Source organism: Agrobacterium sp. D14, assembly GCF_001526505.1.
Classification (GTDB): Bacteria; Pseudomonadota; Alphaproteobacteria; order Rhizobiales; family Rhizobiaceae; genus Agrobacterium; species Agrobacterium leguminum.
Genome location: NZ_ASXX01000008.1, coordinates 112,232 through 134,861, shown reverse-complemented (window position 1 = coordinate 134,861; position 22,630 = coordinate 112,232). Strand labels below are relative to the sequence as shown.

17 protein-coding genes and 1 pseudogene are annotated in these 22,630 nt (G+C 58.0%); 12 read left to right on the top strand and 6 right to left on the bottom strand.

Going from position 1 to position 22,630, the window contains the following annotated elements; translation table 11 throughout:
- Window positions 1–10 precede the first annotated feature (10 nt).
- The 3 genes and pseudogenes from L901_RS07080 to L901_RS07070 all read right to left on the bottom strand — a co-directional run bounded on the left by L901_RS07080 (window position 11) and on the right by L901_RS07070 (window position 4,136).
- Window positions 11–1,654, bottom strand: a complete 1,644-nt coding sequence (locus L901_RS07080) for a GMC family oxidoreductase (RefSeq protein WP_059754841.1) — start codon at window positions 1,652–1,654, stop codon at window positions 11–13.
- A gap of 51 nt (window positions 1,655–1,705) precedes the next feature.
- Window positions 1,706–2,857: a CaiB/BaiF CoA-transferase family protein gene (locus tag L901_RS07075; protein WP_020810010.1), complete on the bottom strand. Its 1,152-nt coding sequence runs from the start codon at window positions 2,855–2,857 to the stop codon at window positions 1,706–1,708.
- Window positions 2,854–4,136, bottom strand: a pseudogene (locus L901_RS07070) (methylaspartate ammonia-lyase). The gene L901_RS07075 and the pseudogene L901_RS07070 overlap by 4 nt, the downstream one beginning before the upstream one ends.
- 253 nt (window positions 4,137–4,389) lie before the next feature.
- Between L901_RS07070 and L901_RS07060 the strand changes: the two are divergent.
- Window positions 4,390–5,328 (top strand): LysR family transcriptional regulator, encoded by a 939-nt coding sequence (locus L901_RS07060; RefSeq protein ID WP_031233818.1) that lies wholly within the window; start codon window positions 4,390–4,392, stop codon window positions 5,326–5,328.
- A 22-nt stretch (window positions 5,329–5,350) separates the two neighbouring features.
- On the opposite strand, the gene L901_RS07055 is transcribed toward L901_RS07060, so the two are convergent.
- On the bottom strand, window positions 5,351–6,268 hold the full coding sequence (locus tag L901_RS07055; RefSeq protein ID WP_082710526.1) for a cyclase family protein: 918 nt from the start codon (window positions 6,266–6,268) through the stop codon (window positions 5,351–5,353).
- 57 nt (window positions 6,269–6,325) lie between these two features.
- Entirely contained in the window at window positions 6,326–7,219 is an 894-nt protein-coding gene (locus L901_RS07050; RefSeq protein WP_245289598.1) for an RraA family protein, read from the bottom strand.
- A 58-nt stretch (window positions 7,220–7,277) separates the two neighbouring features.
- On the opposite strand from L901_RS07050, the gene L901_RS07045 reads away from it, so the two are divergent.
- From L901_RS07045 to L901_RS07020, 6 genes are all read left to right on the top strand, one after another.
- Window positions 7,278–8,048 carry an ABC transporter ATP-binding protein gene (locus L901_RS07045; protein WP_020810016.1) on the top strand — a complete coding sequence of 257 codons (771 nt, stop codon included), beginning with the start codon at window positions 7,278–7,280 and terminating at the stop codon, window positions 8,046–8,048.
- The gene (locus L901_RS07040) at window positions 8,045–8,752 is read left to right on the top strand and encodes an ABC transporter ATP-binding protein (RefSeq protein WP_059754838.1); all 708 of its coding nucleotides are present in this window, start codon (window positions 8,045–8,047) and stop codon (window positions 8,750–8,752) included. Before L901_RS07045 ends, L901_RS07040 begins: the two co-directional genes overlap by 4 nt.
- Before the next feature lie 9 nt (window positions 8,753–8,761).
- Complete coding sequence (locus tag L901_RS07035; RefSeq protein ID WP_020810018.1) at window positions 8,762–9,634, top strand: branched-chain amino acid ABC transporter permease; 873 nt, start codon at window positions 8,762–8,764, stop codon at window positions 9,632–9,634.
- A gap of 9 nt (window positions 9,635–9,643) precedes the next feature.
- The gene (locus L901_RS07030) at window positions 9,644–10,615 is read left to right on the top strand and encodes a branched-chain amino acid ABC transporter permease (RefSeq protein ID WP_020810019.1); all 972 of its coding nucleotides are present in this window, start codon (window positions 9,644–9,646) and stop codon (window positions 10,613–10,615) included.
- A gap of 54 nt (window positions 10,616–10,669) precedes the next feature.
- Window positions 10,670–11,869, top strand: a complete 1,200-nt coding sequence (locus L901_RS07025) for an ABC transporter substrate-binding protein (RefSeq protein WP_031233819.1) — start codon at window positions 10,670–10,672, stop codon at window positions 11,867–11,869.
- A gap of 452 nt (window positions 11,870–12,321) precedes the next feature.
- Window positions 12,322–13,131: a helix-turn-helix domain-containing protein gene (locus tag L901_RS07020; protein WP_020810021.1), complete on the top strand. Its 810-nt coding sequence runs from the start codon at window positions 12,322–12,324 to the stop codon at window positions 13,129–13,131.
- 29 nt (window positions 13,132–13,160) lie between these two features.
- On the opposite strand, the gene L901_RS07015 is transcribed toward L901_RS07020, so the two are convergent.
- Window positions 13,161–14,135, bottom strand: coding sequence for a CoA ester lyase (locus L901_RS07015; RefSeq protein WP_059754835.1), 975 nt, complete (start codon window positions 14,133–14,135; stop codon window positions 13,161–13,163).
- A 205-nt stretch (window positions 14,136–14,340) separates the two neighbouring features.
- On the opposite strand from L901_RS07015, the gene L901_RS07010 reads away from it, so the two are divergent.
- The 5 genes from L901_RS07010 (at window position 14,341) to pyc (ending at window position 22,605) form a co-directional block, all read left to right on the top strand.
- Window positions 14,341–15,780 (top strand): aldehyde dehydrogenase family protein, encoded by a 1,440-nt coding sequence (locus tag L901_RS07010; protein ID WP_059754833.1) that lies wholly within the window; start codon window positions 14,341–14,343, stop codon window positions 15,778–15,780.
- 44 nt (window positions 15,781–15,824) lie between these two features.
- A complete protein-coding gene (locus tag L901_RS07005) occupies window positions 15,825–17,207 on the top strand; it encodes an acyclic terpene utilization AtuA family protein (RefSeq protein ID WP_197419696.1) in 1,383 nt (460 codons plus the stop codon).
- Complete coding sequence (locus tag L901_RS07000) at window positions 17,204–17,536, top strand: DUF4387 domain-containing protein (RefSeq protein ID WP_020810025.1); 333 nt, start codon at window positions 17,204–17,206, stop codon at window positions 17,534–17,536. The genes L901_RS07005 and L901_RS07000 overlap by 4 nt, the downstream gene beginning before the upstream one ends.
- Entirely contained in the window at window positions 17,529–19,049 is a 1,521-nt protein-coding gene (locus tag L901_RS06995; protein WP_059754830.1) for a fumarate hydratase, read from the top strand. Before L901_RS07000 ends, L901_RS06995 begins: the two co-directional genes overlap by 8 nt.
- Before the next feature lie 88 nt (window positions 19,050–19,137).
- Complete coding sequence (pyc, locus tag L901_RS06990; RefSeq protein WP_059754828.1) at window positions 19,138–22,605, top strand: pyruvate carboxylase; 3,468 nt, start codon at window positions 19,138–19,140, stop codon at window positions 22,603–22,605.
- Window positions 22,606–22,630 lie beyond the last annotated feature (25 nt).

The following is a 22,630-nucleotide window of genomic DNA, read 5'->3' as shown; positions in this document are numbered from 1 at the left end:
CGCTTCAGAGTTACACCGTGGCGAATGTCTTGCCCCTTATCAGATCGGCGGCCTTCTCGCCGATCATCATGGAAGCTGCATATGTGTTCGCCGAAGGTATCATCGGCATGATCGATGCATCGGCGATACGCAGACGGTCGATTCCAAACACTCTCAGTTGATCATCAACGACTGCGAGGGGGTCGTTTACGCCGCCCATCCGTGCGGTTCCGACCAAATGATAGCCCGTGGAGCCGTTTTTCTTCACGAAGTCGAGCATGTCCCCATCAGTCTTTACCCGCGGACCAGGAACAGTCTCTTCAACGAGATATTGTGAGAGTTCTGGCGCATGAAGCAATTCTCGTATCATTTGCATGCCTCTGACCATCACCTGCTGGTCAGTTGGATGGTCCAGATAGTTTGGTTGAATAACGGGATCGACCCAAGCGTCTTTCGACACCGCGCGTACATAGCCTTTGGAGAGCGGACGGTGCTGCCAGGCCCCAGCGGTCACACCGGGATAGGAGTCGAGAACGTAGTGTTTCCCCTCCTTGTAGCTGCCCGGCGTAAAGACACACTGAAGGTCAGGGAGATCCAGACTTTTGTCGGATTTCAGGAAAAGGAAAACCTGCGATGGCGACAATGCCAGGATGTTCGGCCGACGTGCGAGCCAACGGAGAACCTGCCAAACCAGTCGCGGGCCGCGCGCCATCTCGTTAAGCGTCACCACGTCCCGTTTCGCACGCATGACAGCGCGAGCCGAATAGTGGTCGATCAAGTTCTGGCCAACGCCGCGGAGCTCGCGGACGACGTTCACACCCAGCTCATTGAGCAAATCGCCCGACCCTATACCGGAGACCTGGAGGAGACGGGCTGTATTGACCGTTCCGGAGCATACGATGACTTCTCGACGAGCGCGGACGGTGGTCTCCGCTCCTCCACGAGATCTGACGAACCTGACGCCTTGCGCGGCGCCTCCTTCGATCACCAGAGAGGTTACGCGCGCACTCGTGATGAGCTTAATATTACCGCGCTTCAAGGCCGGCCGCAGGAACGCGGCGGCAGTGCTCACGCGAAGTCCATTCTTTATGTAGCGCTGGAAGTAGCCGACACCTTCCTGATCGCCGCTGTTGTAGTCCGGATTGCGGGGAAGGCCACGTTTCATCGCTGTGGCGATGAACGCTTCGGATACCGGATGGACCCAGTCCATATCGGTCACTGGAACCGGGCCACTCCGCCCCCGGATCGCGTCGTCGGCCTCGCCGATTCTCGCCTCCGAACGTTTGAAATAGGGAAGAATGTCGTTGTAGCCCCAGCCGCGATTGCCGAGTTGCGCCCAGTGGTCATAGTCCTGGGGCTGGCCGCGATTGTACATCAATCCATTGATCGAGCCAGATCCACCAACCACACGGCCCTGGGTCGTCGAGATGCGTCGTCCCCCTGTATTCTCCGTCGGCTCGGTCTTGAACTGCCATGTCACCGCGTCTTGTGTCAGGGTCTTGGTGAACCCGGCCGGAAGATAGACGTACGGGCGCAAGTCGCTCGGGCCGGCCTCGATCACGCAAATGGAAAGGGACGGATCCTCGCCAAGACGGGACGCGATGATCGACCCGGCGGTGCCCGCTCCGATGATGATATAGTCGAAAGATTCCGATGCTTCGTCGGAGCGTGCCATTGCCAGTTCACTTTCTATATTTGCAATTTGATGACCGATGCGATCGATCGGCTAGTTGTTCGCTCGCTGTGGCATGGAGGACTTGAACTCCTGCTTGAGAGCTTCTGTGTGCGAGCCAAGGGCTGGGACGGCACGGAAAGCCGGCGCCTTGTCACCATTGAATATCGCGGCAGGCGCAATCATTTCCACCTCGCCGCCGGGGGTGGCGACGCCAACCCGTCTCAAGTGCGGATGTTGGGAAACGTCGGCGACTTGGTTGAGCCTTCCATAGGCCATTCCAGCCGCTTCAAGTTCTTTCATCGCTACATCGCTCGTCAATTCTGCGAAGCGGGCATTGATGATGGAGTCCAACTGGGCACGGTTGCCGAGACGCTCCATATTATCGGCAAAGCCGGCGCGTCGGGTCAGTTCCGGCTGATGGAGGAATTTCGCGCAGAAATTCACCCATTCGCGATCGTTCTGAACAGAAAAAATGACGTCCTTCCCGTCGGCGCAGCGATATGCGCCATAGGGCGCGAGCGACGGATGGTTCACACCGGCGCGAGCCGTATGATATTCGCTGTAGTCGTGCTGCAGAACAGGAACATTCATCCAGTCGGCGATCGCATCGAAAAGCGAAACCTGTATGCTTGCACCCTCACCCGTACGCTCTCGCTGGAATAGCGCCTGAAGGATCGCGTTAAGCGCAGTCATACCGGCCGAGATGTCACACACTGAGACACCAACGCGAGCCGGGCCGTGCGACGTCCCGGTTATGGCGCATAGACCGGTCTCCGCCTGGACGATCAGATCATAGGCCTTCAAATGGGAAAGCGCTCCGCCTTCGCCGAAGCCGGATATGTCGCAAGTGATCAGCCGGGGAAAGCGCTTTCGCAATTCGGCCGACCCGAAACCAAGTTTTCCGATGCTGCCAGGCTTGAGATTCTGGACGAAGACGTCCGCCTCGGCAATCATAGAGTCGAGGATGGCGCGATCTTCATCGGCGGTCAGATCGAGGCAGATCGATTCCTTGCCCCGATTGAGCCATACAAAGTATGCGCTCTGCTCACGCACGAGTTTGTCGTAATTGCGGGCAAAGTCCCCTTCCGGGCGCTCGATCTTGATGACGCGTGCGCCTGCATCGGCCAGTCGCGACGACGCATAGGGAGCGGCGACGGCCTGCTCGACTGCGACAACGGTGATTCCTTCCAATGCCTTCGTCATGCGGATACCGCCTCGATCTTCGTTTCGGAACTACGGGAGCGCCGGTAATCCAGAACGGAGAACAGACGGCTCTGCTCATTCCCGACGATGGAAATGCCTTCATCTACGCCCATGCCGGGCTTCGCCAGCATCATGTCCGCCTGCGTGGCTACGGCAACGTTCACCGCCGCTCTGGCGGACAGATCGGTTTCAGCGCAGCTTCCGCCCACATAGGCGCCGACGCCGTTCTGCTTGCAGACGAGAACAGCTCGCGCTGTGTCCGCAATGGATCCGACGTCGGGCATCTTGATCTGCACGAGATGGGCGGCCTTTGCGTTCGCGAAGAGCTTGATGTCTTCCAGCGTGTTGCATCGCTCGTCGACGACAATCCGCGCATTCGTGCCGCGCGCGTCGAGCAGCGAGATGATCTTCGCGTACTCGTCAAGCTGGGCGGCCGTCGAGCCGAAGTCGGCTGGGCATTCGATATTCAGCCGGAAGCCGGGCACATCATCGGCTACGCGGGAAATGAAGTCGGCGATTTTCTCGGCATCCAATCCGATTTCGAGACCGATCCATCCATAGACGTCGAAATGGAGGACCGGGTGGTAGCCAGGTTCGCCGATCTCAGTCGTTCGTTTTGCGACCCAGCGCACGAACTCGCGGAACGTTTCACCAGACGGGCCGAACTTTTCACGCGAATTGAAGAGACCGTGGGGGAGAACGTCGACAGATTTCAGAATCATCTTGTCGACGTTGATCTCCCTCGCATCACCGCTTTGGGCAAAGATCGGGACACGCTTCTCCGGCAGCGGAAGCGAAAACTCACTGCAAACCACTTCGGCAAGCGTCGTGCGCGCGATGTGGGCGGCGGCACGCAAAAGTGCTTGACTCACGCCGTATTCGATCGCGAGCGGAAGTCGCTTTCCACCGTGGTAGGCTAGCACCTCGTCGCACGCGGGAAGGAACCTCGAAGCGTCCGCGGCGAGGAGCGCGGAATGATCACGGATCGCACGAGCGTCTCGATCACCTCGATCTGAAACAGCGGATCCCGTCCGGCAGCGCCGGAGTACTGCACGCTCATCATGTCGCCCCAGACAATCGTGTCGTCGTCCAATACTAGGCCGATGCTCAACGAGCGCGACGGCATCCGGATTGTCTTGAAGCCCGGTGTGACCGGCTGACCGACGTAGCAGAAGCCGTCATGCCCCACGCCTGCGCGAATTGCAGCCTGATCGTCGTAGAAGAAACTGCCGTTGCCGGGGGCTAGAATTACATCTCTAATTTTAGGGGAAGTTCCCATCGTTGATCGCTCGTTCTGGAATGGTTGGTGAACGGAGTGCGATAGACTTCAATGTAATCTTGTCCGCCGCCTTCCTCGCCAAGCTGAAAGAGTGCCAGCTCTCGCCGCCAATATGGCCGTCGGGCCGCGAAACAATCCAATACATTTTCTACTTTCCAGCCATCTGGTTTCGAGATAGTATGTGTAAATACGTTGAAAACACAATGATTTCCGGAAATCGCCCGCCGATGGCGATGTGAAAGGGCGCTCCCCGTTGGATCTAAGGCAGCTGAAGTATTTTGTGGGAGTCGTGGAGGCAGGTAGTTTCACGAAAGCTGCCGCGCATTTGAATGTTGCACAGAGCGCGATCAGTCTCCATGTGCGCCAAATGGAAGAGGCATTTGGGACGCAGCTCATGGTCCGCGACCGTAGCGGGATAACGCTGACCTCGGCAGGAGAAAAACTCCTGAAGCATGCTCGGACCATACTCCATCAAGTTCAACTCGCAGAGGAAGAGCTCACCAGCAAAGCAAAATCACCTTCTGGCGAGGTGACGATCGGCATTCCGTCCGGTGCTGCAAAGGTGATGGTGGCGGACCTTCTCGCCTGGGCGAAAGAGCAACTGCCGAAGGTGTCCCTGAAGATTGTCGAAGGCATGAGTGGGCCGATCGAGGAAGCGATGGCTGCCGGCCGCTTCAATCTCGCGATCCTTTATAGAACTGTAGAGAATGCAAACTCAGCAACCGTGCTTGCAAGAGAGGAATTCTGCCTGGTAGCTCCTCCGAATGAGCCACCGTTCGGCGATACCATTCGCCTGTCAGAGTTACACGAGTTTCCGTTGGCAGTACCGATGCGCGTCAACAACGTCCGTCGTTCGGTCGCAGATGTCGTTGCCCAGCACGGCTGCACACTCGACGTAAAATTTGAGGTCGATTCCCTATCGACGATCATCAATATGGTGATGGACGGAAAAGCTTACTCAATTCTCACGCCATCGGGCGTCCAACGCGAGGCATCCCTTGGTCAAGTGAGAACGCTTCGGATCGTCGATCCTGTCATCACGCGCTCCGTAGTTCTCGCGGTCAACCCGAGGGATGAACGCTCGGTAGAAGTAGCAGCCGTGCGGGCGTTGGTCCCCAAAGTGGTCCAAAAGCTCACGCATGACGGCAAATGGCCCGCAATGTTACCGGAGGACCTGCCGGCCCCGATCTGAGATCGGGACCGGCTCATCGAGATCACTGCCGGACGCGCATGCCGGCCTTTTCGTCAAACTTCAGAATCTTGTCGAACTTCGGAAGCGGCGCTTCAGCAACTTCGCCGATCGTGACCCCATACTGCCAGTCCGGCGGGCAGATCGCGATATAGCGCGCGTATCCACCCAGTCCGCCGCCGAACTTCGGAAAACCGATCGCCACAAGCGCGCCGGTCTCAGGAACCTTATCGAGATTTGCGACACCTTCGGCCTGAGCAAAACCGTTGTGCATCAACCAGTGCTCACCTTCGAGCGTCGGGGTCGCATCGGTGTCGAGCGGCTCATGGCCATGGAAAAGGATTTTCCGTTCGTTGTGGAGAAACTTCAACGCCTCCAAGCCAACGCCAGGGAAAGGCTTCTTCTTTGCTAGCGCTGGATCAGGCCATTCCTTCGACCATCCTGAACGTACGAAGACCACCGAACCTTCGGGTATCTTTCCGTGCTTCTTTTCGAATTCCTCAACGTCGGCCACCTGCAGGGAATAGCCGAAGTCTTTCTTCACCTTGTCTTCGATGTTGATGACGACTAGCGGTCGTATGGTATAGGTCGCCGGAATTTCGTCGATAGCGGCATATTCGGGAGCCCAATGCGCCGGAGGATCAAGCTGCGTACCGAGTTGGTCCGTGCGAAGCACATAGCTGGTCGCTTCGAAGCCATGTTTCTCGAAGGTAAAAACATCCCCCTTCTTTACATATCCCTCGATGTCAACGCCTGCGGATGCCGGCAAGAAGGTTGGACCACCGAAGCCTATCCATACCGGAATGTTGGGCGTGATAGTGTGCGTGAGATCGACGTATTTCGCGGTCTTAAAAGTCTCGTTGTAGGCCTTCCAGAGCCCTGGCTCATCGGCCAGGGCAAAATTTCCAACTGTCGTAGCGCACATCGCCGCGCCGAGCGTCATAAACAGATACTTCCTCATTTTCATATTATTCCCCTTTGTTTTGCACCATTGCACCGATTAACTCCGTGGGAGGCAGAAGACGCGGCTCGCGGTCTCTCCCGATGAGAAAGCACTCTCCCAGGCCCGCTCCTTTCGAAGTTTCTCTTCCGCACCGTCGATCAAATCCACGACCTCTTCGGGTGAAAGAACGACGACGCCGTCGTCATCACCCAAGACCAAATCGCCGGGCGAAACAATTTTTCCGCCGATTCCGACGGGAATGTTGACGGCACCCCGCTCGCCGGACCGTGGGCCGAGTGGGGCTACTGAACGGGCATAGACCGAAAAGTCATCCCACTGGGTTAAGCGGCCGACGTCACGTACGGCGCCATCGCAGACGAGACCTGTGGCACCATTTTTGCGCGCGTAACCGCCGAGAATGTCACCGATCATTGCCGTTTCCCGGTGACCATTGGCGGCAATCACCAGCACACTTTGAAATTGAAGGAGATCCATGCTATGCAGCACGGCTCCAAAGTCCGGCGGCTCGCATCGCGCCGTCACGGCAAAACCAAAGAGCCGGGGCTGGGAGCCAGCCGGTCTGATCGGACGAATTGAAGGATCGACCTGTTTTCCATGCTGGAGATCAGCGACCACAGATGTCGGAACCTGCCGCCATCGATCCAGCAAATCACCGTCGTGCATTCGCTGGACGTAGGTCTGTATTTGCACCGACATGCCTAGCTCCATGCGCCCCACGAACGGACGCTTCCTTCTGAAGTAACCGTATTGTTTCGCGACAATGCAGCTCAAAAAGCGCAGCGACAAATATAGAAAATATCGGGGCACCATCTCGAAATTAGATGGCGCTTCTCCCGTCTTGCATTGCGACGCGCTCGGGCATCGCCATGTCCATTTCATGAAAAAGCGTGCCGAACGGTGGAAGCAGCGCCCTTCCACGCCGGATAACATTCCGAGCTAAAGCGCCTCTAAACGCGCAATAAAATCTCAAATAATCGGGAACTAATGGATGCTCCAATGTATAGAGGTCGAAAAGGCCTTCGGAAACTTCCGTGCAATCAACAAGTGCACCTTCTCTATTGAGAAGGGGACGATCACCGGACTTATCGGTCCGAACGGCGCCGGCAAAACGACGATGTTCAATCTCATCGCCGGCGCCTTTCCTCCAAGCAACGGAAAAATTCTGTTCAAAGGCGAAGACGTCACGCGTCTTTCCTCAGACAGGCGGTTTCATCGTGGCTTGGTGCGGACCTTCCAGATCCCGCACGAATTTCAGCACCTTACCGTCTTGGAGAACCTGATGATGGTTCCTCCCGGTCAACCGGGTGAGAGCCTCCTCACCAATTGGTTCGTGCCCGGGAAGGTGCGCGCGGTTGAAAAGGCGACGCTAGCCAAGGCGTGGGAAGTACTCGAGTTCTTAGAGCTTACGCATGTGGGCCGTGAACGTGCCGGTCGTCTTTCCGGCGGCCAGAAGAAGCTCCTCGAGCTGGGAAGGACAATGATGACGCACTCGGAGCTCGTGTTGCTCGACGAGCCGGCCGCGGGTGTGAATCGTACGTTGCTTCGCAAGCTCGAGGAGAAAATCCAGTACCTCAATCGCGAGCGCGGTTTCACATTCATCCTGATCGAGCATGACATGGAGATGATCGAAAAGCTCTGTGATCCGGTGATCTGTATGGCCGAAGGCAGCGTTCTGATCGAAGGCGGGTTTCATGACGTTCGCTCCGATACTCGCGTCCTCGAAGCCTACCTCGGCGAAGCGCAAGGACAAGCAGCATGACCGCGCTCCTAACAATGACCAAAGTGCGGGCAGGCTACGGAGAGACCGACATCCTTTCCAACGTCTCTCTCAATGTCGACAGAGGCGAGATCGTCGCGATTGTCGGTCCGAACGGCGCTGGAAAATCCACGGCGATGAAAACGATCTTCGGTCTGCTCCACATTAGGGCAGGCTCGGTTGTGATCGCCGGAACGGACATCACCGGCTGGGCACCGAACCGAATCGTGCAGGCTGGAATCAGCTACGTGCCCCAAGTCGACAATATCTTCCGGGATATGACGGTCCACGAAAACCTTGAAATGGGAGCTTTCCTGCGGAAGGGCGACTTCTCAGCGGCTTGTGACCGTGTGTACGGCCTTTTTCCAGACCTTAAAGGGAAGCGGCAGACCGCAGCAGGAAGTCTTTCAGGCGGGCAGCGCCAGATGGTCGCAATGGGCCGAGCGCTTATGCTCGACCCGAAAGTCCTTCTCCTTGACGAGCCGACGGCGGGGCTTTCGCCGAAGTACATGGAGCAGATTTTCACAATCTGCCGCGATGTTCGCGACGCCGGCGTTGCAATTCTGCTCGTCGAGCAACATGCGAAGCAAGCTCTCGCGTTCTCCGACCGCGCCTACGTGCTTGCGGCCGGGGCAAATCGTCACCATGGCACTGGGGGCGAGCTTCTCGCAGACAGAGCTGTCGCTGAAATGTTCTTGGGCGGATAGGCGGCTCCAATGGATCTTCTGAACTTCATCAATTTTTACCTCGTGCCAGGAGTTGTTCTCGGCTCGGTTTACGCACTGTCGGCTGTGGGAATCACGCTGGTCTTCTCGATCATGCGCCATGCGCATTTTGCGCATGGTGACCTAGCGACCGTTGGCGCGTTTGTAGCGCTCGCTGTCGTCGCCGGGCTGGGTTTATCGCCCTATATCGGGCTGGTTGTCGCGATTGCCTTCTCCACAATCCTCGCCGTGGGAGTGGACAAGCTCTTCTACGAGCATTTGCGTGATCGTCCCAAGATACTCACGACGATCGCATCGCTCGGCGTCGCCTTGATGATGCGCTCCCTCGTCCAGGTGTTCTGGGGTGTTGAAACGACTACCTACACGCCCGGTATTTCTCGGCCGGAAACATGGCTCGGTGTTCGGGTGAAGACGCCGGAGCTTCTCGCAGTTCTTGCGCTCGTCTTTATCATAGTTGCGCTCATGTTCTTCCTTCAGCGGACGAAGTGGGGCAAGGCGATGAGGGCGATGTCGGACAACCGCGACCTAGCTCTCCTGTCCGGCGTGGATAACCGCCTCGTCATCGTCCTAACCTGGTCCATCGTCGGGGCTCTGTGCGCAGCTTCTGGCTTCTTCCTCGGCATAACCACCGAACTGAAGCCGATGATGGGCTTCAACATCCTCCTTCCGGCTTTTGCAGCCGCGATCCTCGGTGGGGTCGGGCGCATCGAAGGCGCCGTCATTGGCGGCTTGCTCGTCGGAGTTATCGAGGAGATGTCGGTGATGGTTATTCCTAGCGAATACAAGGCGCTGAGCTCATTCGCCATCATTCTTCTTGTACTGCTCGTTCGTCCGACCGGGCTGTTCAAAGGCAAGATTTTGTAGGAGCCGAACATGGATCTTGGTTTTCTGAATTACGTCGTCTACCTCGCCACGTTCATCTGCATCTACGGCTGCCTCGCAGTTGGCCTGAACGTGCAATGGGGATACGCTGGTCTTTTCAACGCTGGAGTGGCTGGATTTTTTGCGGTCGGCGCCTATACGTCCGCAATCCTGACATCGCCGTATGTCGAAAACCGGCTGGGCGGCTTCTCGCTGCCTGAGTATGTCGGGGTGATCGGTGCGATGGCGGTTTCGGCGTTGATCGCCTTGCCTATCGGCAAGCTGTGCCTGCGCTTCCGCGGCGACTACCTTGCGATCGTCACCCTCGGAATTGCCGAGCTTATCCGGCTCGTCGCTCGCTCGGAGGATTGGCTGACTGGCTCGTCCCGTGGCGTCACCGACGTCCCCCGCCCCTTCGGTGATTTGCCATACACGCAATCCCAGCTCGCCTATCTCGGGCTTTGCGCTGCTGTCCTTTTAGCCGTTTACCTTCTGGTGGAGAAACAATCGAAGGCTCCTTGGGGCCGGATGATGCGAGCGATCCGGGACAACGAAATCTCGGCGACTGCGATGGGCAAAGACATACCGTTTCGTCGCCTTCAGGCATTCGTGCTGGGTGCAGCCCTTATGGGTCTGGGCGGTGCCCTCTATGCGCATCTTAATCGGGCGATCACGCCTGAGGCTGTGGACCCCATGATGGCAACGTTCCTGATCTGGATCATGGTCATCCTTGGGGGCTCAGGAAACAACCGAGGCGTACTTCTCGGCGTCGTTATCGTCTGGGTCATCTGGTCGGCTTCTGAAATCCTGACCGACCAACTTCCAACGGCTCTCGCACTCAAGGCGAAGTACGGCCGCATTTTCCTCATCGGTCTGCTGCTGCAGCTCGTATTGCGCTTCAGATCGGAAGGCATTCTTCCCGAGCCGGTCTCTAAGTTTAAGGAAAACGGCAGAGAGGGGGTGCCCGCCGCCAAGATAACTTGACGAGAAATCAGCAACAAAAAAACCCGTCCGGGGAACAATTAAACGGAGTGAACAATGAAGAAATCGGTTGCTTTACTTGGAATGCTGCTCGGCGCGACGGCGCTTGCTGGACCTGCCACCGCCGCAGATGTGAAAATCGGCATCGTCGGCGACATCACCGGTGCGATTGCCGCAATGGCGCCGGAAGTCATGAAGTCTTACGACTTTGCAATCAAGCAGGTGAACGACCAGGGCGGCTTGCTGTCGGGTGACAAGCTTGTCGGCGTGGTTGGTGATAGCGGCTGCAATCCGCAACTTGGTGCGGATGCTGTTAACAAGGCAGTGAATGTCTCCGGAGCTATCGCGGTTGTGGGACCGTGGTGCTCTGGCGCGGTCATCGCGGCTTCGAACTCTGTGACCATTCCTGCTGGAATCGTCCTCATCACTCCGGGCGGTACGTCGCCTGCGATCAGCACGCTCAAAGACAACGACACGGTTTTCAGGACGGTACCTTCGGACGAGTATCAGGGGCAGGCTCTTGCCCGCACCGTAATCGCGCGCGGCACGAAGACCGTTGCCGTCTCCTTCCTGAACAACGACTACGGCAAGGGCCTTGCTGAAGCATTCAAAACCGAGTTTGAGAAGAACGGCGGCACGATCGCCAGCTATGCGGCGCACGAGGAAGGTAAGCCCTCCTACCGCTCTGACCTCGCAGAGCTTGCCAAAGGCGGAGCCGACACCCTCGTTCTCTTTGACTATGGCGACGGCGCCGGCCTTACGATCCTCCGCGAGTCACTGGAGAATGACTTCTTCCAGAAGTACTATGGCGGCGAAGCCATGAAGACCCCGGCAGCAATTAAGGGCGTCGGTGCTGAGAATCTCACGGAAGCTCGCGCCTCCGCGCCGGTTGCGGTGAAGTCGGATGCGGCCGAGATCTTCAACAAGGCGTTTAAGGAGTCCGGCGGCGACCCGAATGCAGTCTTCACCAACACAGCCTACGATGCTGTCTTCATGGTCGCTCTCGCGATCGAAAAGGCCGGCGGCGACAAGTCGAAGCTTCCCCAGGCGCTGCGCGAAATCTCCAGCGGAAGTGGTGAGCCCATCCTTCCCGGCGAGTGGAAGAAGGCAAAGGAATTGATCGCTGCGGGGAAGGCGATCGATTATAAGGGAGCGTCCGGCGATCTCGACTTTGACAAGAATGGTGACGTCCCCGGCGACTATTCACTCTTCAAGGTGGAAGGCAACGACTGGGTGGCTGAAGAGTCGATGAAGTAACAATGCCCACCTGACATCCGAACGGCGCGACCTTGTCGCGCCGTTTTTTTGGCAGTTGACCCATCTCGTTTCGAGATGGGTTCGGGATAGTTTCTGTATTTGCGATTGACCAAGAAGTGCGAAAGACTTGGAACCAAGAGCAGAAAAGCAGCACCTCTCGGCCAACGCCGTGGTTTCAACGACGAGACCCATGTTTCGGACGGGAGCGAAGCTGTGTCTTGAGTTTGGGAACGAACGGGCGCGGCCGCGAGAGCAGGAAAGCAATAGAGCAGGCGAAACCTGAACATTGCGGCTCTCCCTTACGCCGACCCCAATTCTGAGAGGGGCGAGAAATGTCAACTTCGAGATCAACAATCGATTTCGATCGACATAGTGGAAGGCTGCGAACCACCCCGGCAAATTGCACTGGCCGGCAGAGGATCCGCAGGTCGGTCGGTCGCCATGTCTTCCGGATGGCGAATCTTGGCGCGGAAGCTGAAGCGCCGAATCTCGAACGCGGTGAACTGACAATTGTACTCACGATATTCGACTGCCCAGCGGGAACAGAATGTCTGGGCGACGCCATGCACGGAAGCTTCACCGTGTTTCCTCCGAACGTGGAGAGCCCGTGGGACGTGCCTGTCGGACATCAGAGCCTTGCTGTGATGATGCCAATCTCGACCATTCTAGAAGCCCTTTACGCGGAAAGCGTTAGGGCGGTAGAAAATGCCCTTTGGCTTTTGGCCGAGCGCGCCTTTTCGGACACCTTTTTAGAAATTCTCTTCCGTCGACTTTGGGATTGCTTGGAGACCGATGGTATCGCGGAGCGTAACTTTGCCGATGGTGTGTTGATCTCCATATTGTCCCACCTCCTTCTAAAGACAGGCGGAAGCAACGTGCCCACACCGACCGTTATGCCACTCTGGCGCCTGCGCAAGGTCGAAGAATACGTTGACAGCCGGCTGGGAGAGACGATCGATCTGGATGAGCTTGCTGCTATTGCAGGTGTAGGCAGAAGACATTTTGGCCGCAGTTTCAGACAGCAGACGGGCGAGACACCTCACCGATGGATTATGCTGCGAAGGACTCAGCGGGCAAAGGAAATGATCGACGATACCGACACTCCTCTATGCGAAGTCGCCCTGATGTGCGGCTTTGCCAGTCAGAGCCACTTAACGATCGCCTTTAAGAAGCTGCTGGGAACGACTCCAAACCGTCGAAGGCAGAACGCGAGGGCTCTGAACGACACCACCGAAATGCTGCTGTTACCTCGTGCGGGTTGAGGCGATCGGCTTGATCGCCTCTATTCGTCTCAGCGCGAGTAAAACAGTCCTGCCTGTAAAAGACCCTCTGCGCGGCGAATGACCGGCGCATCCACCATTTTTCCGTCCAGCCCAACCGCGCCGGTGCCACTGGCACGTGCGGCCTCGGCGGCGTCCACGACCCGCCGTGCGTAGTCGAGTTCGGCTGGAGAAGGTGCAAATCCCTCATTTGCTATCTCAACCTGCGCTGGATGAATGCACAAGGTGCCCTTCAGCCCCGCGGCGCTTGAACGGCTGACGAAGCTCCGGAATCTGTCGGCATCTCGGAATTCGGAGATCGATCCGATTAGCCCCAATGGCCGAATTCCCATGAGCGCCGCTGCAACGATCAGGCGATACTTGATTGCTGTGACCGTTTCGGATGCTGGATCGCAGCCAAGATCTGCGGCGAGATCCTCGTCACCGCAAACGATAGCGACCACGCGTGGTGTGGACGAAATTTCGTTCAGCCGAGCCACTGCATCAGCGGTTTCGACCAGTGGCACGATTTGCGTATGGCCGATCGGAAGACCTATTGCGGCTTCGCGATGCTCGATCACCTCGGTCAGCAGCGCAAGATGCTCCGCGCTTCCTGCCTTTGCAACAACAATGGCTGTGACGGACTCGCAAACGGCCGCCTCGATGTCGCGCACGGCCAAATCTAAGGGGCGATTGACCCGCACGAGAATGTCACGCCCCTTTTTCTTGAGACCTTTTGCAACTTCGAATACCGCATCCCGTGCTTCAGCTTTGTTCTCCGGCAAGACAGCGTCTTCGAGGTCCAGGATAATGGCGTCCGCAGTCGAGGTGCGCGCCTTCTCTGCGAAGCGCGGGTTGTTTGCAGGGACAAAGAGGAGGGATCGCCAGTAAGCGCGCTGTAGATGAGTGTTCGTCATAAATCGACCGAGTCCATAGAGGTTCAAAGGATCGTGGAATTGTCCATGCGGTTTGAAAGCGGTCAAATATGTTTTGTCGCAGTTACCCATCTTCCCTCAAGATGGAAGTCGAGTTTATCTGATCAATCTGGAAACGAGATGGAAAACCACAATAAACGGTATTTGACCGGCTGGGCGTAAGCGGTGAAATTCCATCGACGGCGCTGTGATCGCCCATGTCCCTGGCAGGCGGGTGAACGAACTATTGCGTTCGAGATCAAGCGTCCACAACCGTACAAAACTCGCGGAGCAAGGCATGTCCGAACGCAAAGAATATCGACTTTACATCAACGGCACTTGGCGCTCAGGAGGCGACGGTGAAGAGCTCGGGCTTATCAACCCGGCAACCGAGCAAGAATTCTCGCGTGTCGCCGTAGCGACTGCTGCCGACCTCGACGAAGCCCTTTCATCCGCTCAAGGCAGCCTGAAGGCATGGGCAAGCACTCCCGCGCGAGACCGCGGCGCCCTTTTGGTGAAGGCAGCTCGAATCCTCGAGACAAGGGTCGATGCGGCCGCTGCAGCGCTCTCCAAAGAACAGGGCAAGACCTTGGCCGAGGCAAAGGGGGAGTATGCGCGCGCGGTCGAAACGCTCGAATGGAACGGCAATCACGCCGAAGAACTTTCCGCTTCTGTTCCGATGGGCGAGAAGCGTATAATCGCCCCTGAGGCGATCGGTGTCGTCGCGGCGTTCACCCCCTGGAACTATCCCGCCGTCCTGAACGCTCGCAAACTCGCGGCGCCGCTTGCAGCCGGGTGTCCGGTGATCCTCAAGGGTGCGGAAGAGACGCCGAGTGCCGGGGTCTTCATCGTGGAGGCGTTGGTGGAAGCCGGAATTCCGGTTGGCGTGGTCAGCCTAGTTTTCGGACATCCTCCGATGATCTCGGAGCACCTTCTGGGCTCGCCAGTCGTTCGTGCACTGACCTTCACCGGCTCAACGCCAGTCGGAAAGCAGCTCGCCAAGATCGCAGCAACGAACCTGCAGCGCTGCGTCCTAGAGCTTGGCGGGCATTCTCCGGTCGTCGTTTTTGAGGACGCGGATATCGCCAAGGCTGTTACGGCGATCTCGGAATACAAGTTCGAATGTGCAGGCCAGAGCTGCAACGCACCGAGCCGCATCCTTGTCGCCAATAGGATCTACGACACATTCCTCTCGCAGCTCGTCGAGGCAGTTAAGAAGATTCGCATCGGCGCGCCGGACGACCCGCAGACTGAAATGGGTCCCATGGCCAACCCGCGTCGCATCGAAGCAATGGAGCGCCTTACGAAGGATGCGGTCGGTCTGGGCGCAAAAGTAGAAACCGGCGGAGAGAAGCTCAACAGGCCTGGCTTCTATTGGCCACCGACGATCCTCAGCAATGTCCACCCGGATTCAAAGGTGCTGCGCGAAGAGCCGTTCGGCCCGATCCTTACGGTCGCGCCGTTCGATACCATCGAGGAGGCCATCGAAGAAGCGAACGCGACCGAATATGGGCTTGCTTCCTATTTCTTCAGCAACTCGCCTGAGGTGCAAAGGCGCATGATCAGGGGCCTCTCGGCCGGCGCGGTGAGCGTCAACTACCTCAAGGGCGTTTCGGCCGATGCACCGAACGCAGGCATAGATCAAAGTGGCTATGGGTATGAGGGCGGGGTGGAGGGTCTGCGGACTTTCCAAAACCTCAAGCTGGTAAACACTGCCGCGCCCATCAACATCGGTTAGGCGGACGAACGGCTCACCTAATCCCAAACACTGGAGCTATCGCTTTGCTGGACGAGATTCGAATTCTGTCACCGACTGCAATTCTGGGCTACGGTTTCCCTGAGGCGTCGTTCCAGGAGGGCTTACGCCGCGACCCGCACGTCGTTGCAGTCGATGCCGGCTCGAGTGATCCGGGACCGTACTATCTTGGCGCCGGTGTTTCCTTCACGGACCGCAGTGCGGTCAAGCGCGACCTCCAAATCATCCTGCGGGCTGCTATCGCCCGCGGGATTCCAACGATCATTGGTTCAGCAGGCGGAGCTGGAGCACGCCCCCATCTAGACTGGACGGCCGACATCATTCGCGAAATTGCCAACGAGGACGGCCTCAGTCTGCGGTTCGCAACCATCGACTCGGAGATCGAGAAGGAAGATGTCGCGGCAGCTCTCAAAGAAGCGCGCATTTCATCTTGCGGCGGCTCTCCGGAACTTCTCGAGGACGACATTAGATCTTGCACGCATATCGTTGCGCAGCTTGGCCTCGAACCGATTGTACGTGCGCTTCGCATGAATGCTAATGTTATCCTCGCTGGGCGTGCTTACGACCCGACGGTGTTTGCCGCTTTCCCGGTGATGCACGGTTTCGATCTCGGACTTTCGCTCCACCTCGGAAAGATTCTCGAATGCGCGGCAATTGCCTGCACGCCAGGTAGCGGCAGCGACTGCATGTTTGGGACATTGCGTCGGGACCATTTCGAGTTGGAGCCTCTCAACTCCCGGCGAAGGTGTACGATTGCATCAGTTGCCGCTCACTCGCTCTACGAAAAGAGCGATCCATATCACCTGCCTGGTCCAGGTGGCATCCTAGACCTGACGTCAGCACGTTTCGAGCAGATCAGCGAGCGTAGTGTCCGCGTGTTCGGAAGCAAGCATATCGATACGGCCTATGCGGTTAAACTCGAAGGCTCGCGTCGTGTCGGGCATCGATATGTTTCTGTGGCCGGTGTGCGCGATCCGGTCTTCATCTCCCAGGCAGATACGATCATCGACGCAGTACGCGATCGTGTTACCGACAACTTTCCCGGTGTCACCCCTGACGAATACACCCTTCTGTTTCGCATCTACGGTCGTGATGGTGTTCTCGGACCGATTGAGCCGCTACGCGACGTGGTGCCGCACGAGGTCGGCATAGTCATCGAGGCGGTTGCGGAAACCGCAAACCTCGCGAAGTCGATTTGCGGCTTCGCACGATCCACGATGTTGCATCTGGGTTATCCTGATCGCATTTCAACCGCTGGCAACCTTGCTTTCCCTTACTCTCCATCTGACTTCGATGCCGGTGAGGTCTTCGTGTTCAGCATCTATCATCTCATGCAGATCGACGATCCTACGGCGCTCTTTTCGACCGTGATCGAAGATATCGGTAACGGAAAAGGAGTACGCAAATGAGCGCGAGCCTTATAGATATCGCTACCGTCGTGAGAAGCAAAAACTCTGGTCCCTTCGAGATGACGCTCGACATCATCTTTAATTCGCCTGAAATTTATAATGAAGTGAAGTTGTCCCAAGCTATCGATTCCGGCCTGATTTCGCGGCTCTACGGCGTTTCGGAAGCGGATCGTATCAAGATCATTGCATTCGATCCTGCTTCGGCCATCAAAATTACCTTCCCGCGGCGAATAGCGTCGGGAAACATAGGTGACACAGATATCTATGGGGCACAGCAGCACGCGCCCCTATTGTCATTACAAATCGAAGGGGTGTCCTTCATTGGATAGCGAACGAACGGTCGTCAGCGGCGACGACATCATCCAAAGCGTTGCGGACGCCTTACAGTATATTTCTTACTATCACCCGCCCGACTATATTCGGTATCTCGCGGCGGCATACGAGCGTGAGGAGAGCGCTGCGGCGAAGAACGCCATGGCCCAAATCCTCGTTAATTCTCGCATGGCAGCGTTTGGTCATCGACCAATCTGTCAGGACACCGGACTCGTTGTCGCCTTTGTGAAAGTCGGTATGTCCTTACATATCGATAGCGGGCGCAGCCTTACAGAGTTAATCAACGAGGGAGTTCGGAAGGCTTACCTCGATCCGGATAACCCGTTGCGGGCCTCCGTTGTGCTCGATCCTTTGTCGAGTAGAAGGAACACCCAGGATAACACGCCCGCAGTCGTGCATTTGGATCTCGTTCCGGGAAACGAGATCACATTCACTATAGCAGCCAAGGGCGGCGGTTCTGAGAACAAGGCGCGATTCACGACCCTGAATCCGAGCGCGTCGGTGTCGGACTGGGTCGTTGACACGGTGTCGACTTTGGGAAGCGGCTGGTGTCCGCCTGGCCTGATCGCCGTCGGCGTGGGCGGTAGCGCCGAAAAGGCGATGCTCATGGCGAAGGAGGTACTTAACGATCCTATCGACATGTTTGATCTGCTCGCCCGTGGCACCGCAACGCCGGAAGAGGAGCTTCGGGTAGAGCTCTACCACCGGATTAATGCGTTGGGAATTGGGGCTCAAGGTCTTGGTGGGCTTACGACAGTCGTAGATGTGAAGGTTGCGACACACCCCACGCACGCGGCCTCAAAACCAGTCGCGCTTATTCCTCAGTGCGCGGCCAACCGACATGTGAAATTCACTCTGGATGGCAGTGGCCCCGCGATCTTCGTACCTCCTGATCTTAGAGATTGGCCGGACATAGACTATGGAAGCTCGCTGTCCGCGGACGCACGACGGGTCAACTTGGACACCTTGACTAAGGAAGAGACTGCAACGTGGAGAGCCGGAGAGACCCTATTTCTCTCTGGAAAAATGCTGACAGGCCGCGATGCCGCGCACAAGCGTATGGTGGATCTCATCGACGCCGGCCAGCCGCTCCCAGTGGATCTGCGCGGCCGCACCATCTATTATGTTGGGCCTGTTCGTGCAGTGCGTGATGAGATCGTCGGCCCGGCCGGACCAACAACATCCACGCGCATGGATATGTTCACGGAAAAGGTGCTCGACGCGACAGGGCTCTACGTCATGGTCGGGAAAGCAGAGCGCGGGCCAATCGCGATCGATGCGATCGTAAAACATCGCACGCCTTATCTCATAGCTGTCGGTGGTGCCGCCTATCTAATCTCAAAATCGATCAAGTCCGCCCAGGTTGTAGCTTTCGAGGATCTGGGCATGGAAGCAGTATACGAGTTCGAGGTCGAGGATATGCCTGTCACTATGGCTGTCGATGTTAGGGGCGAGTCGATTCACAAGAGCGGACCCGCCACGTGGCGTAGGGCAATCGGAACGACCTAGCTATTCCTTTTCGTTCGCAATGATCAACAAAAATCGCCGCGCCATTGCTCGCACGAACGACATCCCATGTCCATCAAAGGGGTCTTCATTGTCTATTTCGAAAATACTCGTCGCCAATCGTTCTGAAATCGCCATTCGCGTGTTTCGTGCGGCCAATGAACTAGGTTTGAAAACAGTTGCGATATGGGCGGAAGAGGACAAACTGGCGCTGCACCGCTTCAAGGCGGACGAGAGCTACCCGATCGGCCGCGGACCACATCTTGCCCGCGATCTCGGGCCGATCGAAAGCTACCTGTCGATCGAGGAAGTCATCCGCGTCGCGAAGCTTTCCGGCGCCGATGCGATCCATCCCGGCTACGGTCTCCTGTCGGAGAGCCCGGAATTCGTCGATGCCTGTCATGAGGCCGGTATCATCTTCATCGGCCCTAAGGGCGACACGATGCGCCGTCTCGGCAATAAGGTGGCCGCCCGCAACCTGGCGATCGAAATCGGCGTCCCGGTCGTTCCGGCGACCGAACCGCTGCCCGAGGACGAGGCTGAAATCCGCCGCCTCGCCGACGAGATCGGTTATCCCGTCATGCTCAAGGCCTCCTGGGGTGGCGGCGGTCGCGGCATGCGCGCCATTCGCGATCCGAAGGACCTGATCCGTGAAGTGACCGAAGCCAAGCGCGAGGCGAAAGCCGCCTTCGGCAAGGACGAAGTCTATCTCGAAAAGCTGGTCGAGCGTGCCCGCCACGTTGAAAGCCAGGTGCTTGGCGATACCCATGGCAACGTGGTTCACCTGTTCGAGCGCGATTGCTCGGTGCAGCGCCGCAACCAGAAGGTCGTCGAGCGCGCTCCGGCACCTTATCTGACCGAGGCTCAACGCCAGGAACTGGCCGGCTATTCGACCCGGATTGCCGAGGCGACCAACTATATCGGCGCAGGCACGGTCGAATATCTGATGGATATGGACTCGGGCAAATTCTACTTCATCGAAGTCAACCCGCGCATCCAGGTCGAGCACACCGTCACCGAGGTCGTCACCGGCATCGATATCGTCAAGGCGCAGATCCATATCCTCGAAGGCGCTGCGATCGGCACGCCGGAATCGGGTGTTCCGAAGCAGGAGGACATCCGCCTCAACGGTCATGCCCTGCAGTGCCGTATCACCACGGAAGATCCGGAGCAGAACTTCATTCCCGACTATGGCCGCATCACCGGCTATCGCTCGGCCTCGGGCTTCGGCATCCGCCTCGATGGCGGCACGGCCTATCCGGGCGCGGTCATCACCCGCTATTACGATCCGCTGCTGGTCAAGGTCACCGCCTGGTCGCCAAACCCGCAGGAAACCATTGCCCGTATGGACCGCGCGCTGCGCGAATTCCGTATCCGCGGTGTGGCGACCAACCTGACCTTCCTCGAGGCGATCATCGCCCATCCGAAGTTCAAGGACAACAGCTATACCACCCGTTTCATCGACACGACGCCGGAACTGTTCCAGCAGGTCAAGCGCCAGGACCGCGCCACCAAGCTGCTCACCTATCTCGCCGATGTCACCGTCAACGGTCATCCGGAAGCCAAGGGTCGTCCGAAGCCGAATGTCGATGCGGCAAAGCCGGTCGTTCCCTATATCGACGCACCGATCAAGCCGGGCACCAAGCGGAAGCTCGACGAACTCGGACCGAAGAAATTCGCCGAATGGGTGCGTGCGCAAAGCCAGGTGCTGATAACCGACACGACGATGCGCGACGGTCACCAGTCGCTGCTGGCAACGCGTGTGCGTACCTATGATATCGCCCGTGTTGCGTCCACCTATGCCAAGGCGTTGCCGAACCTGTTCTCGCTGGAATGCTGGGGTGGCGCGACTTTCGACGTCTCCATGCGCTTCCTGACGGAAGATCCGTGGGAGCGTCTGGCGAAGGTGCGCGAGGATGCGCCGAACCTGTTGTTGCAGATGCTGCTGCGCGGCGCCAACGGCGTCGGCTACAAGAACTATCCCGACAATGTCGTGAAGTATTTCGTTCGCCAGGCGGCCAAGGGCGGCATCGACGTCTTCCGGGTGTTCGACTGCCTGAACTGGGTCGACAACATGCGCGTGTCGATGGATGCCGTCGCCGAGGAAAACAAGATCTGCGAAGCGACGATCTGCTATACCGGCGACATCCTCAATTCGGCCCGCCCGAAATATGACCTGAAATACTATACGGCGCTTGCCGGCGATCTGGAAAAGGCCGGCGCGCACATGATCGCGCTGAAGGACATGGCGGGCCTTTTGAAGCCAGCCGCCGCGACCGTGCTGTTCAAGGCACTGCGCGAGGCGACCGACCTGCCGATCCATTTCCACACGCATGACACGTCCGGCATCTCGGCCGCGACCGTTCTGGCGGCCGTGGAAGCCGGCGTCGATGTCGTCGATGCAGCGATGGACGCCTTCTCGGGCAACACATCGCAGCCCTGCCTCGGCTCGATCGTCGAAGCCTTGTCCGGTTCCGAGCGCGACCCGGGTCTCGATCCCGAGTGGATCCGCCGCATCTCCTTCTACTGGGAAGCGGTGCGCAACCAGTACGCGGCCTTCGAGAGCGATCTCAAGGGACCGGCATCCGAGGTTTATCTGCACGAGATGCCCGGCGGCCAGTTCACCAATCTCAAGGAACAGGCCCGTTCGCTCGGTCTCGAAACCCGCTGGCATCAGGTGGCGCAGGCCTATGCCGACGCCAACCAGATGTTCGGCGATATCGTCAAGGTGACGCCGTCCTCCAAGGTGGTCGGCGACATGGCGCTGATGATGGTCAGCCAGGACTTGGACGTCGCCGATGTCGAGAACCCGGCCAAGGACGTCTCCTTTCCGGATTCGGTCGTCTCGATGCTGAAGGGCGATCTCGGCCAGCCTCCGGGCGGATGGCCGGAAGGCCTGCAGAAGAAGGCGCTGAAGGGCGAGAAGCCCTACACCGCCGTTCCCGGCTCGCTGCTGGCGCCGGCCGATCTCGATGCCGAGCGCAAGACGGTCGAGGAAAAGATCGGTCGCGAGGTCTCCGACAACGAGTTCGCTTCCTATCTCATGTATCCGAAGGTCTTTACCGAATACGCGCTGGCGGCCGATACCTACGGTCCGGTCTCGGTCCTGCCGACGCCGGCCTATTTCTACGGTCTTTCGGCCAGAGAGGAACTGCTGCCGGAGCTGGAAAAGGGCGTTTCTCTCGTCGTGCTGCATCAGGCGACCAGCGAGCCGGACGAGCAGGCCATGGTCAAGGTGTTCTTCGAGATCAACGGCCAGCCGCGCCTGATCAAGGTTCCCGACCGCAACCGGTCGGCATCCAGCGCCGCGCGCCGCAAGGCCGATCTCGGCAATGCGGCCCATCTCGGCGCACCGATGCCCGGCGTCATCTCCACCGTGTCCGTCACGTCGGGCCAGACCGTCAAGTCCGGCGACGTGCTGCTTTCCATTGAGGCGATGAAGATGGAAACCGCGCTCCATGCCGAGAGGGACGGCACGATTGCCGAGGTTCTCGTCAGGACCGGCGACCAGATCGACGCTAAGGATCTTCTTATCGTGTTTCGCGGCGCGGAGGCGTGATCTAACGTTTGGAACGCCTCGCTAC